The following is a 14,332-nucleotide window of genomic DNA, read 5'->3' on the forward strand; positions in this document are numbered from 1 at the left end:
CGTCTCGAAAGGCATACCGAGTGTCATTTCCAATGACCCTTGGTATCAGTTACTGATTTTATTTTTATGCGTGATGGTCCTACAGTGGCTTTCCTTTTAGCGGCTGGCGTGCGTGACGGGTTGTGCATAACAAGATCGAGGATATAGAAATTCGCCTTTTCCTTGAGGCGATATATCTCAAATATCACTATGATTTCAGAGGCTACGCCATGGCCTCGATCAAACGCCGCCTGTTGCAGGCCCGCGATCAGTTCGGCTGCCGCTCGATTTCGATGCTTCAGGACATGGTGTTGCACGATGAAGACATGCTGGCCGCGCTGATGAGCTACCTGACGGTGCAGGTCTCCGAACTGTTTCGTGACCCGGCCTATTTCCGCGCCATCCGCGAAAAGGTCGTGCCGCACCTTAAGACCTATCCGTCGCTGAAGGTGTGGATCGCCGGCTGTTCGACCGGCGAGGAGCTTTATGCCTTCGCCATCCTGTTCCGCGAAGAAGGACTGGAAGAACGCACCCTCTTCTACGCCACAGACATCAATCAGGAGTCGCTGCGCAAGGCCGAAGCCGGGGTCTATGACCTCGACCGGATGCGTTTGTTTACCGAAAATCACCGTCTGTCGGGCGGCAAGACCTCGCTGTCCGACTACTACACCGCCGCCTATGGCGCGGCCACCTTCGACAAGTCCTTGCGCAAGCACGTGGTCTTTTCCGATCATTCGCTGGTCACGGACGCGGTATTTGCCGAAACGCAGTTTGTGTCGTGTCGCAATGTGCTGATCTATTTCAACCGCGACCTGCAAAACCGCGCCGTGGCCCTGTTTGCCGAGTCCCTGTCGCGCAAAGGGTTTCTGGGCCTAGGCGCCAAGGAGACGCTGCGCTTTACCGATCATCACGATAAATTCGACGAATTCGCCCGTGAAGAACGTCTCTATCAGAAGCGGGAAGCCGCATGAGCTCCTCCCCTCGCAAAGCCGTCGTTATCGGGGCCTCGGCAGGCGGCGTAGAGGCCCTGTCCAGCCTGTTGCCGCACCTGCCCCCCGACTATTGCCCGGTGCTGGTGGTTATTCACCTGCCGCCGACGAAATCGAGCGTTCTGGCCGATCTGTTTCACGACAAATGTCGTATGAGAGTGGTGGAGGCCGAAGATAAGGCCCCTATCGAGGCAGGTACCATCTACTTCGCCCCTCCGGATTATCACCTCATGGTCGAAACCGATTTTACCGTCGCCTTGTCGAACGAAGCGCCGGTGTGGTTTTCGCGCCCGTCCATCGACGTATTGTTCGAGACGGCCGCCGATGCCTACGGAGCGGGCCTGACAGGCCTGATCCTGACCGGCGCCAATGAGGACGGCGCGGCGGGTCTGCGCAGGGTCATGGCACAGGGCGGGCGCGGCCTGATCCAGTCGCCGGAGACGGCCTATGCGCGGCTGATGCCGGAAACGGCCCTGTCCCTGTGCCCGAAGGCGCTCGTACGCCCTCTGGATCGCCTTGCGGCGGAACTGATTACGGAAGCCGCTTAGAGCGTGTTTCGCTCAGTTTGATCGAAATGACGCTCAAAGTTTTTAGTTTAACGCGCTTTTTCGCCCGAAAAGCGCGTCCCACTTTTCGGAAAGCGCTTCAATGAACACGCCCGCCCCCATCTTGCTGGTCGATGATCTCGAAGAAAACCTGCTGGCGCTCGAAGCCTTGTTGCGTCGTGACGGCCTGACCATCCTCAAGGCGCGGTCGGGCGTCGAGGCGCTGGAGATCCTGCTGCGGCAGGAGGTGGCGCTGGCCCTGCTCGACGTGCAGATGCCTGAAATGGACGGCTTCGAACTGGCCGAAACCCTGCGCGGTGCCGAACGCACGCGGCGCATCCCTATCATCTTTCTGACCGCCGGGACCACCGACCGCGAACGCCGTTTCCGCGGCTATGAGGCCGGGGCCGTCGATTTCCTGCAAAAGCCCATCGAAGGCGACATCCTCAAATCCAAGGTCGAGGTCTTCGTCGAACTCTACGCCCAGCGTCGTCAGATCGCCCAGCAGCGCGACGCCCTTCTGGCGCAGACGGATGAAATCCGCCGCACCTCGGAGGCGCTGCGTGACGCCGACCACCGCAAGGATGTCTTCCTCGCCACCTTGGCCCACGAACTGCGCAATCCGATGGCCCCTATCCGCAACGGGCTCCAGATTTTACGCATGGCCCCGGACAGCCCGATGGCGGCGCAGGTGCGCGACATGATGGATCGTCAGATGACCCATCTGGTGCGCCTTGTCGATGATCTGCTGGATGTGTCGCGCGTCAGTCAGGGCAAGATCGAGCTGAAGCGCGAGCACCTGACCCTGCGTTCGGTGGTCGAGGCCGCGGTCGAAACCGCGCGTCCCGTCATCGACCTCGCCGGGCACACCTTTACGCTGGACCTGCCGGCGGAAGAGTTGTGGGTCGATGGCGACCTGACGCGGCTGGCGCAGATCGTCGCCAACCTGCTCAACAATGCCGCCAAATATACGCCCGAAAGCGGCCGCATCGGCCTCAGCCTGCGTCGGGACGGGACTGAGGCAGTCATCCGCGTCAGCGATACCGGGCTGGGCATAGATGCCGATATGCTCCCAAAGGTATTTGAACTCTTCACGCAGGTGGACCGCAATATCCACCGCGCGCAGGGCGGGCTGGGGATCGGTCTGGCGCTGGCGCAAAAGCTGGTGGCCCTGCATGGCGGTTCGATCCACGCCGAAAGCGCCGGGGCCAACAAGGGCTCGACCTTCGAGCTGCGCCTGCCTCTGGCCGAAGCGCCGCACGCCACGGCGGACGGTCTGAGCGAAGCGCAGACGGCGCGCGCCCTGAACGTGCTGGTGGTCGATGACAACCGCGAGTCGGCCAGGACAACAAGCTGGATGCTCGACCTGATCGGCCACCATACGCGCACCGTGCACGACGGCATTGCGGCTCTGGCCGCCGCCGACAGCGAGACGCCCGACGTTATCCTGCTCGACATCGGTATGCCTGGTTTGAACGGCTATGAGGTCTGCCGCGAACTGCGCAAACGTCCGCAATTGCAGGAAACGGTGGTGATTGCTCAGACCGGCTGGGGGCAGGACAGCGACCGTCAGGCGGCGTTTGAGGCGGGCTTCAACCACCACCTGACCAAGCCGGTCAATCTCGACAGCCTGAGCCGCCTGCTGGCCGATATAAGGGCTTAAACCGATAAGCGCTTCTTCAGGAAGCCGAGGACCATCACCTCATCGGGGTCCAGTTCCGCCGCCCCGCTCAGTTCAGCGTCGATTTCGTCCACGATCTGCTGGCTCAGGGCCCCGTCCAGATAGGCGCTGATCACCTCCGGGTGCACATAGCCCTTTCGGCACACGGCGGGCGTATTGCCGAGCCGGCGCGCCACGTCTTCGATGGCGGCCTTGAGATTGCGCTTGGCCTCGGTCTGGGTCTCAAACGCATCAAAAGCCTGAAGCGCCAGCGCCGCCAGCACCGTCCCCGTAAAGGTGCGGAAGTCCTTGGCGGTGACGGCCTCGCCGCTGATCTCTTTCAGATAGGCATTGACGTCCGACGAAGTGACGTCGTGCACCCGTCCGCCTTCATCTACCCAGGCGAACAATTCCTGCTCGCCGAGGTCCTGAAGGCGGCGGATGACGGCGGCGGCACGCCTATCGCTAAGTTTCAGGTTCCACGCCTTGCCCGACTTGCCCATAAAGCGAAAACGGACGCTCTGGCCTTCGACCGAAACGTGCTCGTCTTTCAGCGTGGTCAGGCCGTAGGATTTGTTGGTGCGGGCATATTCGTCATTGCCGACGCGGATCAGGGTCTTTTCCAGAAGATAGACGACGGTGGCCAGCACCTTTTCACGGCTTAGGGTGCGTCGGGCCATGTCGACGCGCACGGCGGCCCGGATGCGCGGCAACACTTCGCCAAAACGCAGGATATGGCTGAACTTGGTGGCATCGCGCACGCTGCGCCAGTCGGCGTGATAGCGGTACTGCTTGCGGCCTTTGGCGTCCATGCCCGTCGCCTGAATATGGCCATTGGCAAAGGGGCATATCCACACCTCTTTCCACGCCGGCGGAATGGCCAGCCGGTCGATGCGGGTGCGCACCTTTTCGTCGTCAATACGCTCACCCCTGGTGTCGAAATAGACGAAGCGGCGACCATATCGCCGCCGCGTCAAGCCGGGCCGCCGGTCATTGACGTAGCGCAGGCCACAGGCCTTCGCCTGTGCACTCGCATCCCCCTCTCGCACGGGCAGGCCGCCGTCCATCAGAAGGGCCGCAGGTGCTGAAGGATGTCATCGACGTGCAGCGAGGCGAAGCGGATCGAGGAATCGGCCACCCCATAGGGCAGCAGTATCCAGTCGCCGTGCTTCAGCGCGCCGCAGCTATAGACGACATTGGGCACATAGCCTTCGCGCGTGTCTTCGCCGGGGGCCAGAATGGGCGTGCGCGACCGGCCGATGACCTGACGCGGATCGGCCTTGTCGAGCAGAACCGCCCCCAGACAGTAGCGGCGCATGGCCCCAACGCCGTGGGTAAAGACCAGCCACCCGGCGTCCAGTTCGATGGGCGAGCCGCAATTGCCCATCTGCACCATTTCCCACGGATGTTTGGGCGAGACGATGCGGTCGCCATAGTTCCACACCATGCGGTCTTCGCTTTCGAGGTAGAACAGGCTCTCGTGGTCCAGCCGCCCGATGGCCGCATAGCGTCCGTTGATGCGGCGCGGAAACAGGGCCAGCCCCTTGTGCATGGCCGCCAGTCCGCGAAACGGCGTCAGATAGATCGTGTCGAAATCCTCGGTCTCGAACAGCTCGCAGCCGATCTCGCGCCCCGAATAGGCGGTGTAGGTCCCCAGATAGGTGGTGTCGCCGTCGTCTTCGGTAAATTGCACCAGACGCAGGTCTTCAAGGCCGTTCGATTGGGCGCGCGTCACCGGGAAGATGACCGTGCCCGACACGGAACAGGCCTTATGCCGCATCAGGGTCACCGGGCCGTCGGTCGCGCCCTGCGCCGGTTTGGCGGCGACGATAAAGTCGGAATCGGGCTCAAGCTCGACCGTGCCGTCGGCATGGAAGACGCCTTCGCGGAAGGAGATGGTCGAGATGTGCCCCTCGCCTACCGTGCGCACCGACATCAGGAAACGCAACGCCCCCTGCGCGACATCGCTCTGTTCCGGGTGGACGACGACGGACGGGTTCATGATCGCCGCCGCTTCGAACGAATATTCCTGACAGAAATAGGCCCCTATCAGCGCCGCATGGTCCTCGTCGATCTCATCCATGCCTTCGATGGCGCGGCCGATCATGCTGCGGATCGCCTTGAACCGATCGAGGAAGATGGAGCGCGCCTGAAGGTGGCGGCCGCTGAAATCGCGGCTGACGCTGTCGAGTTCGGCGCAACATTCCTCTCGCGTCAGCCTGAGCAGCGAGCGGCAGATACGCTCGGCCCGCGACATGGTGCCCAGCGCCGTGTTATAGGGCTCAACCGAGATGGTGAAGGGGCGCAGCACAACGCGCTCAGGGTCTGCGCGCAGCACGATGTCGCTGTACTTGATCTCTTTCATAGGCACTCTGTCAAAAGCGCAGTCCGAAACGTGTGAAGCGGTTTTCGGACCCAAATGCGCGATAAAGCAAAAGTCAGAGCTGGGTTTCGATACCGTCTCACGAAACCCGGCTTAGCTTATAATCCGGCATCCTTCAGGGCGCACCAGCTCAGGTGCAGGGCCAGCACCGATTCCGCTCCCTGATTTTCGTTGAGTCCGTGCAAGGTGAGACCGTCGCAACAGCCGCCATCCTCGCTCATCAGGCTGAGGCCGTGATCATTGTCACCGCGGAACCATTGCCAGACGCGCAAAGCCTGCGCCTTCCAGCTCGCCTCTCCCGTCAGCCGCCACGCCGTCAGGCAGGCTTCGATAGAGGCTTGGGCCTCCAACGGCTGCTGATCGAACAGGGCCTCACGCCCGCCCTTATGCGATTGCCCGGCGGCGAAGCTGCGGGTCGGAATGGGGCGGAAATGACCGGCCTCGGCGGTTTGCAGGGCCATGATGCGCACGCTGGCGCTCAGGGCATTTTGCACCATCCGGGCATTGCCGAGACGCTTCCCGGCCAGCAACAGGCCTTCGGGCAGGCGCGAATTGTCGTAGGACAGGGCGGGCTCAAACCACCCATGCGCCGCGGCGTTGTGGCAATAGGCCGCGTGCAGCGGTTCGGCCAGTACCTCCATCAGCCGCAGGACCTCGGCCGCCTCGCCTACCTGATCGACAGTGGCATCCAGCGCACGCAGGCTCACGGCGCGGGCGCGCTGCGACGGCCACTCGGCGACGTGCGGCAGGACGCGCTGGCTGAGCTCCCGCGCCCACTGACGCAGATCGTCCGGCAGCGGAGAACGCACCACCTCGATCAGGGCCTCAAAGGCGCGGGCACAGCAATCGTCCGAGCCGCCCTCGTCCAGCCATTGCCGTGCAAAGCTCATGAAGTTGCGGAAACGGCCTGTTTCTGCGTTCCAGGCGTGGTTGACGAAGCCGGCATAGCGATAGGCGAGGTCCATGCGCTGTTCATCGAAGCGCTCGAACCTGGCCCGGCGCGCCATCAGCATCAGGGCGCGGGCATTGTCGTCGGTGCAGTAGCCATGCGCACGATCAGGCAGGCGGTAGCGGCTGTGCTGGGCCATGCCGCAATCGTCCGACAGCCGCAGAACGGCGCGCCAGGCCGGGGCCGATCCGATAGACGGGACCACAGACATCGCCTTCCCCTTTGTCGTGATGTCGGCGCGGGCGCGCCCGGTATAGGCGGCGGCCACCGCACTCCAGCGCGACGGCAGGGCCGCCTCATAGGCGCGCGCACTCATGGCTTCCCGTTTGGCCTCATCGGTCAAAAGGTCGATAATGGCATCGGCAAACGCGGCGCTGTCGCGGAAGGGACAGACGACGCCCACCCCGTCGGCCAGCGCCTCCACCGCGTGCCAGTAGGGGGCCGAGACCACCGGCTTACCCACGGCCAGCGCATAACTCAGCGTGCCTGACGTGATCTGCGTCTCGGTCAGATAGGGTGTCACATAGACGTCGGTCGCCTGAAGCAGGTCGATCAGGTCATCGTCGGATAGGAAGCGGTTGATGAACCGGATATGGTCTTCGACCCCCAGTTCGACGGCGCGCGCCATCAAACGCTCGCGGTAGGCTTCGCCCTCATGCAGGATCAGATTGGGGTGGGTGGCCCCCACTACGAAATACAGCACATCGGGGCAGGCGTCAGAAATGGCCGGCAGGGCTTCGATGATCGTCTCGATCCCTTTATTTGGCGACAACAGCCCGAAGGTGGACAGCACCCGCCGCCCTTCGGCGTCCAGACCGGCCTTGAAATCAGCGGTGGGGCGCAAGGCCCGCGACGGGGCTCCGTGCGGAACGACCAGAATCTGCGAGTCCGGCACGCCATAGATACGCTTGAGGATGTCCGCGCCCTTGTGGGCCATGGTGATCAGGGTCGAAGACAGGCGGATCAGCCCCTCCATTACGTGGCGCTGTTCGGCATTGGGGGTTTCGAGGACCGTGTGCAGGGTAGTGATGACCGGCATATCGACGCGCTCAAGACACGCCAGCAGATGTGCCCCTGCCGGGCCGCCGAAAATGCCGTATTCGTGCTGTACGAACAGCACCTGCATACGGGCGGCGTTGAGATCGGCGGCCAGTTGCCGATAGGCGGCCACCTCGTCCTGCGGCAGGTGGCGCGTCACTTCGGGCGGATAGGCATAGGGCCCGGCATGATCGTCCATGGCGATCACTTCGAAGCGTGCCGACGGCAGGGCCCCATGCAGACACGTGTAGATATCGCGGGTAAAGGTGGCCAGACCGCACTGACGCGGCGGGAAATTGCCAATCACGGCGACGCGCGACAGACCCGCTTCGGGTTTGAGACGGGCACGGCTGAGAATATCATCAAGGCTGTGGGCCTCGGTTTCGACGGCAAAATGCTTATCCTGAAGCATGGCGAACCCTTCGCGTAAAAAGCCAGCGTGGCGGATCGGGTCCGGCGCAAAATACCGCCGGAAGACACATCAAAATCGGAAGTCGGAAGAGAATTAAGGTGTGGGACGATCCGTCCGCAGAGCCTCACAATGGGCCGATAACGGATAAAGATGCAGTCAGGAAAGCGAAAGCCGCCATAAACCGGACATGATCTTGACACCTGCTCTTAGGGATTTAGCTTAATTTGAAACTGATCCCCGAAGGAGCCCCGCATGTCTTTCCGACCCGTTATGGCCGCCAGCCTGCTGGCCCTCGCCTTTTGCGTTCCGGCGCTGGCCGCCCCCAAGACGCCAGACATTTCCGGTGCGCGCATGTCCGCCGATGTAAAGGTGTTGTCTGACGACAGCTTCGAAGGCCGTGGCATCAACACGCCCGCTGAGCCCAAGGTGATCGACTATCTGTCGAAGGGCTTTGCCGCCGCCGGTTTTCAGCCGGGCGGCCCTCGCGGTGAGTGGACGCAGGCCGTGAAGCTGCGCCAGTTCACGGTACAAAACCCCACCCTCTCGCTCAGCAGCGGCGGCAAGGCGACGGCGCTGATGCTGGGCACGGACATTGTGGTTTCGACGCGCGGCGCGCTGGGCGATGTCAGCTTCAAGGACACGCCGCTGGTCTTTGTCGGCTATGGCGTCACGGCCCCGGAACGCGGCTGGGACGATTTCAAGGGTGTCGATGTGAAGGGCAAGATCGTGGTCGTGCTGATCAATGATCCGGACTTTTATGCCCCCGAAGCCAGCACCTTTGGCGGCAAGGCGATGACCTATTACGGACGCTGGACCTACAAGTACGAAGAGGCGGCCCGGCAAGGTGCTGCGGGTGTGCTGATCATCCACGACACGACGGCGGCCTCCTATGGCTGGGGCACGGTGAAAAATTCGTGGAGCGGACCGCAGTTCGATATCGTGCGCCCCGACCCGTCACAGCACTTTACCGGCCTTGAAGGCTGGCTGTCGGCGGAGAGCGCGCAAAGCCTGTTTGCTCAGGCGGGCCTTGACCTGGCGGCGCTGAAGGTCGCAGCACGTTCCATAGATTTCCGGCCGGTGGACCTGAAGACCACGCTCAATGGGGGTTATCAGGTGACGGCGAAGGAGATCGTCTCACACAACATCATCGCCCGCCTGCCCGGCACGAAGCACGCGGATGAAACCGTCGTCTATGGCGCGCACTGGGACCATATCGGCATCGGTGCCCCCGACGCCAATGGCGATAAGATCTTCAATGGTGCCGTCGATAACGGCACGGGCGTCGCCGCCCTGCTGGAACTGGCGCGCGCTTTTGGCAAGGCACCAAAGCCGGAACGCAGTGTGGTGATGATCGCCTTTACCGGCGAAGAAAGCGGCCTTCTGGGCTCGGAATACTACGCCGCAAACCCGGTCTATCCGCTGGAAAAGACGGTGGCGGGCATCAATATGGACGCGCTCAACGTCTCTGGCGCGACGAAAAACATCGTGGTGGTCGGCAATGGTCAGTCCTCGCTGGAAGACGATCTCGGCACCTTCGCCAGGGCGCAGAACCGTATCCTGTCGCCCGACGAAAAACCCGAAGCGGGGTACTTCTTCCGCTCGGACCACTTCCCCTTCGTCAAGCGCGGCGTGCCCATGCTCTATGCCAAGGGCGGCAAGGACCTGATCAAGGGTGGCATCGCAGCGGGCACGGCCAAAGAAGCCGAATACCGCGACAAGCGCTACCATCAGGCCGATGACGAATGGTCGGCGGACTGGGACATGGCGGGGATGGTCGAGGACGTGACGCTTTATTACCAGATCGGGGCGAAGCTGGCCCATTCGCGCGAATGGCCGCAATGGCGCGCCACGTCGGAGTTCAAAACCGCCCGAGATACCTCCGCCGATCAGCGGAAATAAACGGAAAAGCGCCTCCCCTGATCCTGGATCATGATTTCTGGTGGAAACATAATGATATGGATTTTTGTTTAGCCCCTCGCCGGGTACGGGCTCCGCCACCTTGGCCGCCGCCTCAATGGCGGCTTAGGCGGAATGATTCCCTTAGAAATCATTCCGCTATAGGGGGAGGCTCTATCGGTGATAGTTGCCCGTGCCGCGGTGAAAAACGCGGTCGGTGGCTTCAATCCTACCCGGCGTCAGGTCGGGCAGACCGGCCAGCGCCTCATAGATCGGTCCGAAATCCTTTTGCGCCAGCCCCAGAAGCGTATCTATCGACGGCAGGACGAAATAACCCTCCTGAAAATCGTCGATGCGATAGACGGTGCGCATGACGCGCTCCAGATCGAAGCCGATACGGTTCGGCGACGGGCTTTCCAGCGCAAACTGCGTCTCGGTAAAGGACGACAATATGCCGGCGCCGAAGATGCGCACACCACCGGCCTCTTCGACCAGTCCGAACTCCACCGTGTACCAGTAGAGCCGCGCCAGACGGTCGAGCACGCCCAGCTTTTCGGCGCGCAACCCGCCTTCGCCATAGGCCTGCATGAAGTCGGCCATGACCGGGTTCATCATCATCGGCACATGGCCGAACAGGTCATGAAAGACATCCGGCTCGACCAGATAGTCCAGTTCGCGACCGTCGCGGATAAACTGCCCCGCCGGGAAACGCCGGTTGGCCAGATGGTCAAAAAAGATGTCATTGGGCACCATGCCGGGCACGGCCACCACCGTCCAGCCGGTGCGGCGGTAAAGAACCTCGCTCAGGGCGTCGAAATCAGGGATGGCTTCGGCTGTGATCGGCAACTGGCTCAGGCCGTCCATATATTCTTCGCAGGCCCGGCCGCGGATGGTCTGCATCTGACGCTCGAACAGGGTGCGCCAGGTGGCGTGCTCGGTCGCCGTGTAGGCGTCCCAGTTTTGCGGGATGGTCCAGTCGGGACGGTCCGGCACATAGCCGCCGACAATACCGTGGCGCGCAGGCTGTGTTTGTGTATCCATCCCTTACCCTCCTTTAGAGCGATGTGCGGAAACGAAGTTCGGCGAAGCCAAAAGTGTGAGCGGTTTTCCGCAAAAACATCGCGACAAAACAAAAATTTAGAGCGAAATGACGATTCCACTCAAAGTCATTTCGCTCTAGCCGCGTTAAAACGGGTGGCTGCAGCGTCGATCGCTTCGGCCAGCGCCACATCGCGATCGCTGAGCCCGCCCGTGTCGTGGGTCGTCAGGCGGATCGACACGCGGTCATAGACATTGGACCATTCCGGATGGTGGTCGAGCCGCTCCGCCGCCTGAGCCACGGCGCTCATAAAACCAAACGCCGCCGTGAAATCGGTAAAGCGCAGATGGCGCTCTATGGCCTTGTCCCCCGCTTCGCGCGTCCATAATGGCAGGCGCTGCGGCAGGGCCGCGATTTCAGCGGGCATCAAAGGCGTAGCCGGGGGCAGGTCAGCGTGCATGACGGGTCCTCTTCAAGAAAGATGATCCCCCCGAAGGTCGAGAAAATCTTTCTTATTTTTCGCCCACACGCCAATTTTGCAAAATGGTTTTCCGTCAAATGGCCAGTAGCTAGTCGGTCTTGCTTCGCCGACGGGCGGCCCCGGCACTGCCGCCACCCCATATAAAGGACAGGCCCAGCAGGAAGCCGAAATCGTACCAGCCGCCCGAATTGGGCACGGCATAGATGCGAATGCTGTGATCGAAAATATGCCCGATCAGGGCCAACGGCGCGATAGCCCCGTGCACCAGCCCCATCCAGAAGCCGGGCACAGCGGGCTGAGCCGGCGGTGCCCCCTGCGTCGCGCAGGCCGTAAGCAACAGGCCCGTACCGACCAGCGTCAGAAACAGACTCCCAAAGCGATTCACCGTCATGAGCAGACCCTCCCGATCCACAGGAAACGACCTCAGACCCGTCCTGTCAATCGCCCGGCGTAACCCGCTCACCAGCCGGTTCACAGCCCAGCGAAATTTTCGATGGCAGGCCCGAAAATTGCCTATTTTTAGGGCTTGATCACGCAACTTGTGATGTGTGGCGTTTTCGCTATGATGCGCCGCGCCAGAACTGACCCTATCCCCGTCATTTTCGATAGAGCTGTCCCATTCGTACCCCGTCCTATTTGCCGCATATCCTGATCTGGGCCCGCCGTCTTCTGACCGTGGCGACGCCCTTTCTTCTGTTCAGTTTGTTCTTCCATATCGAGATCCTTGATCCGACGCGGATTGGCTGGCTGCTGGACGAGGACTGGGGGCAGCACGTGCTGGGCTGGCACGCCTTCCGTAATGTGCCGTGGGCGTGGCCGTTCAACTATCAGGACCTGCTGGCGTGGCCGACGGGCATCAGCATTATCTATACGGACTCCAATCCGTTCTTTTCTTTTATTTTCAAAGCGCTCAGTCCGCTCCTGCCCGATAATTTCCAGTTTATCGGACCGTGGTTCCTGCTATGCGTGGTGATGCAGTTCTTCTTTGCGTGGAAGCTGGTGCGCCCGCATGCGCCGGGTCCGTGGTCGGCCCTGGCCGGGGCGGTCATCATGTCGCTGCTGCCAGCCCTCTATTACCGGATGCGCCACGACACGCTGGTGGCGCACTTTCTCATCCTGTGGACGCTGTGGATCTTCTTCAACGTCAGGGACGAGCGCAAAAAGAACATCTGGTACGCCACGGCGCTGGGCCTGACCGGCTTCCTGCACCCGTACATGCTGTTCATGATGGCGGCCGTCTGGGGTGCCGACGTGCTGCGGATATTCGTCCCGGCGGCGAAGGCCATGGACCGTCCGCGCGTACTGCGCATCCTGCGCGATGCGGCGCTGGTCTTTATCTGCCCTCTGATCACGCTGGGGATTTCAGGGGCCTATTCCGGCTCCTCGGCCGAAGCGCGCGGTTTCGGCTTCTATTCGATGGGGCTAGATGCGCCATTTAACCCGGTGCAGCCAGACTTCTCCTTCTTTATCAAGGCCCACCCGCAGGATATGGGGCAGTATTTCGAAGGCTATCAGTATATGGGCCTCGGCATTCTGGGCCTGTTGCTGGGCGCTCTGCTGCTCTATCAGATCACCTTCTCGGCCCGTCAGGCGCGTCCCTTTATCGACAGCGCCAAGCCGCTAATCATCCCTTTTATCTGCCTGTTCGTCATCGCCGTGTCGCACCACGTTCAGTTCTACGACATCGTGCTGCTGAACCTGCCCCTGCCGAAATATCTGCTGGAAAAGCTGGCCGTGCTGCGCGCCTCGGGCCGCTTCTTCTGGCCCATCGCCTATACCCTGATCCTGATTGCGCTGGTCATCGTCTATAAGTCGCGGCCCAAGGTGATGAAGGTCGTCCTGCCGCTGGTCATCGTCGTGCAACTGATCGACCTTCAGGGCTTTGTCGTCGCCATGCGCAAGCAGACGGAACTGGCCACCAGCAAGGTCATCTTCGATCAGGCCCCGGACCCCATCTGGGACAAGCTGATTTCCGGCGCCAAGGGTGTGGACTTCTACCCGGCGCAGGTACACCTGAACGATAAGCTGTTCTATGAGATCGCCTGGCGCGCCGTGTCGCAGCACCGCTACGTCAACACCATGTACATGGCGCGTGAAAACTATGAGCAGCGCGCCATCGAGCTGAAAGGCCGCGAAGCCTATCTAAACGGCAATATCAATAACGACAACCTGTACGTCTTCCTCAATCAGTGCATCGCGCCGGCCAATCTTCAGCCACTGATGCGTGAAGTGGACGGCGTGTGGATCATCCCGCCGCAGTCGATGCGCAACCTGCCGCTGGCCCTGCCCGAATGGAAGCCGATCAAGGCGCGCATGGGCTTTGGCTATCTCAATCAGGGCTCGTGCCTGCTCGACAAGAACTGGGCAGCACCTGAGGCCGACGGGGCGTGGACACTAGGCAAACGCGCCGAGCTGGTCATCCCCATTCAGGAGGTGCAGTTCGAAAACGATGCCCGGCCGGTCAAGCCGTCGATCCGTCTGGTCGCCAAGAGCTTCTTCCGCCCGATGACGGTCGATGTGCTGATCAACGGTCGCAAACGTGCCACCATGGAGCTGGAAAAAATCCGCTCCTATGAGGATATTCCCCTGCCGCCTTCGGTGTTCAACCGTCCCGACATGAAGGTCTCCTTCATCGTGCGTGACCCCCTGTCGCTCAAGGAGCTGGGCCGCGGGGATGATGAGCGCCAGTGGGGCATGAAGCTGTTCCGCCTGACCATCGAAGACGCGGCTGTGCGCGAGAAGGAAGAGGCGGAAAAGAAGGCGAAGATTGCCGAGGCACAGGCGGCGATAAAGGCGCAGCCGGCGGGCGTCACGGCCGGCCAGCAGGCACCACAGAAACCCTGATTACCTGCGAAAAGCCCGGATTCGTCCGGGCTTTTTTCCTCACACCTGCTTGTTTTGAGAAAAGGCTCTCTTTAAAGTCGTTGCTGCCGAGGGGGCGGTCCTGTCCGGAAAAGACAA

Annotated in this window: 11 protein-coding genes; 5 read left to right on the top strand and 6 right to left on the bottom strand. The window is 61.6% G+C overall.

What is annotated here, in order from left to right:
* Positions 1 to 122 precede the first annotated feature (122 nt).
* The 3 genes from PQU94_RS07120 (at position 123) to PQU94_RS07130 (ending at position 3,176) form a co-directional block, all read left to right on the top strand.
* Complete coding sequence (locus PQU94_RS07120) at positions 123 to 950, top strand: CheR family methyltransferase (RefSeq protein ID WP_272740771.1); 828 nt, start codon at positions 123 to 125, stop codon at positions 948 to 950.
* A complete protein-coding gene (locus PQU94_RS07125; protein ID WP_272740772.1) occupies positions 947 to 1,516 on the top strand; it encodes a chemotaxis protein CheB in 570 nt (189 codons plus the stop codon). Before PQU94_RS07120 ends, PQU94_RS07125 begins: the two co-directional genes overlap by 4 nt.
* Positions 1,517 to 1,616: 100 nt before the next feature.
* Positions 1,617 to 3,176, top strand: a complete 1,560-nt coding sequence (locus PQU94_RS07130; RefSeq protein ID WP_272740773.1) for a response regulator — start codon at positions 1,617 to 1,619, stop codon at positions 3,174 to 3,176.
* Here PQU94_RS07130 and PQU94_RS07135 read toward each other — a convergent pair.
* The 3 genes from PQU94_RS07135 to PQU94_RS07145 form a co-directional block, all read right to left on the bottom strand.
* Complete coding sequence (locus PQU94_RS07135; protein WP_272740774.1) at positions 3,173 to 4,240, bottom strand: DNA topoisomerase IB; 1,068 nt, start codon at positions 4,238 to 4,240, stop codon at positions 3,173 to 3,175. The two genes, PQU94_RS07130 and PQU94_RS07135, sit on opposite strands and share 4 nt — an antisense overlap.
* On the bottom strand, positions 4,240 to 5,538 hold the full coding sequence (locus PQU94_RS07140; RefSeq protein WP_272740775.1) for a glycoside hydrolase family 130 protein: 1,299 nt from the start codon (positions 5,536 to 5,538) through the stop codon (positions 4,240 to 4,242). The genes PQU94_RS07135 and PQU94_RS07140 overlap by 1 nt, the downstream gene beginning before the upstream one ends.
* A gap of 116 nt (positions 5,539 to 5,654) precedes the next feature.
* On the bottom strand, positions 5,655 to 7,955 hold the full coding sequence (locus PQU94_RS07145) for a glycosyltransferase family 4 protein (protein ID WP_272740776.1): 2,301 nt from the start codon (positions 7,953 to 7,955) through the stop codon (positions 5,655 to 5,657).
* 252 nt (positions 7,956 to 8,207) lie between these two features.
* Between PQU94_RS07145 and PQU94_RS07150 the strand changes: the two genes are divergently transcribed.
* Positions 8,208 to 9,854, top strand: coding sequence for a M28 family metallopeptidase (locus PQU94_RS07150; RefSeq protein WP_272740777.1), 1,647 nt, complete (start codon positions 8,208 to 8,210; stop codon positions 9,852 to 9,854).
* A gap of 171 nt (positions 9,855 to 10,025) precedes the next feature.
* Here PQU94_RS07150 and phhA read toward each other — a convergent pair whose 3' ends face one another.
* The 3 genes from phhA to PQU94_RS07165 all read right to left on the bottom strand — a co-directional run bounded on the left by phhA (position 10,026) and on the right by PQU94_RS07165 (position 11,762).
* Complete coding sequence (gene phhA / locus PQU94_RS07155) at positions 10,026 to 10,892, bottom strand: phenylalanine 4-monooxygenase (RefSeq protein ID WP_272740778.1); 867 nt, start codon at positions 10,890 to 10,892, stop codon at positions 10,026 to 10,028.
* Between the two features lie 125 nt (positions 10,893 to 11,017).
* The gene (locus PQU94_RS07160; protein WP_272740779.1) at positions 11,018 to 11,350 is read right to left on the bottom strand and encodes a 4a-hydroxytetrahydrobiopterin dehydratase; all 333 of its coding nucleotides are present in this window, start codon (positions 11,348 to 11,350) and stop codon (positions 11,018 to 11,020) included.
* Positions 11,351 to 11,459: 109 nt separating this feature from the next.
* Entirely contained in the window at positions 11,460 to 11,762 is a 303-nt protein-coding gene (locus PQU94_RS07165) for a hypothetical protein (RefSeq protein ID WP_272740780.1), read from the bottom strand.
* A gap of 245 nt (positions 11,763 to 12,007) precedes the next feature.
* On the opposite strand from PQU94_RS07165, the gene PQU94_RS07170 reads away from it, so the two are divergent.
* Positions 12,008 to 14,215, top strand: a complete 2,208-nt coding sequence (locus tag PQU94_RS07170) for a DUF6311 domain-containing protein (protein ID WP_272740781.1) — start codon at positions 12,008 to 12,010, stop codon at positions 14,213 to 14,215.
* The last annotated feature ends 117 nt before the right edge of the window (positions 14,216 to 14,332 follow it).

The sequence above is a fragment of the Asticcacaulis currens genome (genome assembly GCF_028550395.1).
In the GTDB taxonomy this organism is placed as follows: Bacteria; Pseudomonadota; Alphaproteobacteria; order Caulobacterales; family Caulobacteraceae; genus Asticcacaulis; species Asticcacaulis currens.

Coding starts and splice junctions, on each gene's coding strand:
- PQU94_RS07125 (WP_272740772.1), top strand. CDS start 947: ATGAGCTCCTCCCCTCGCAAAGCCGTCGTTATCGGGGCCTCGGCAGGC.
- PQU94_RS07130 (WP_272740773.1), top strand. CDS start 1,617: ATGAACACGCCCGCCCCCATCTTGCTGGTCGATGATCTCGAAGAAAAC.
- PQU94_RS07135 (WP_272740774.1), bottom strand. CDS start 4,240: ATGGACGGCGGCCTGCCCGTGCGAGAGGGGGATGCGAGTGCACAGGCG.
- PQU94_RS07140 (WP_272740775.1), bottom strand. CDS start 5,538: ATGAAAGAGATCAAGTACAGCGACATCGTGCTGCGCGCAGACCCTGAG.
- PQU94_RS07145 (WP_272740776.1), bottom strand. CDS start 7,955: ATGCTTCAGGATAAGCATTTTGCCGTCGAAACCGAGGCCCACAGCCTT.
- PQU94_RS07150 (WP_272740777.1), top strand. CDS start 8,208: ATGTCTTTCCGACCCGTTATGGCCGCCAGCCTGCTGGCCCTCGCCTTT.
- phhA (WP_272740778.1), bottom strand. CDS start 10,892: ATGGATACACAAACACAGCCTGCGCGCCACGGTATTGTCGGCGGCTAT.
- PQU94_RS07160 (WP_272740779.1), bottom strand. CDS start 11,350: ATGCACGCTGACCTGCCCCCGGCTACGCCTTTGATGCCCGCTGAAATC.
- PQU94_RS07165 (WP_272740780.1), bottom strand. CDS start 11,762: ATGACGGTGAATCGCTTTGGGAGTCTGTTTCTGACGCTGGTCGGTACG.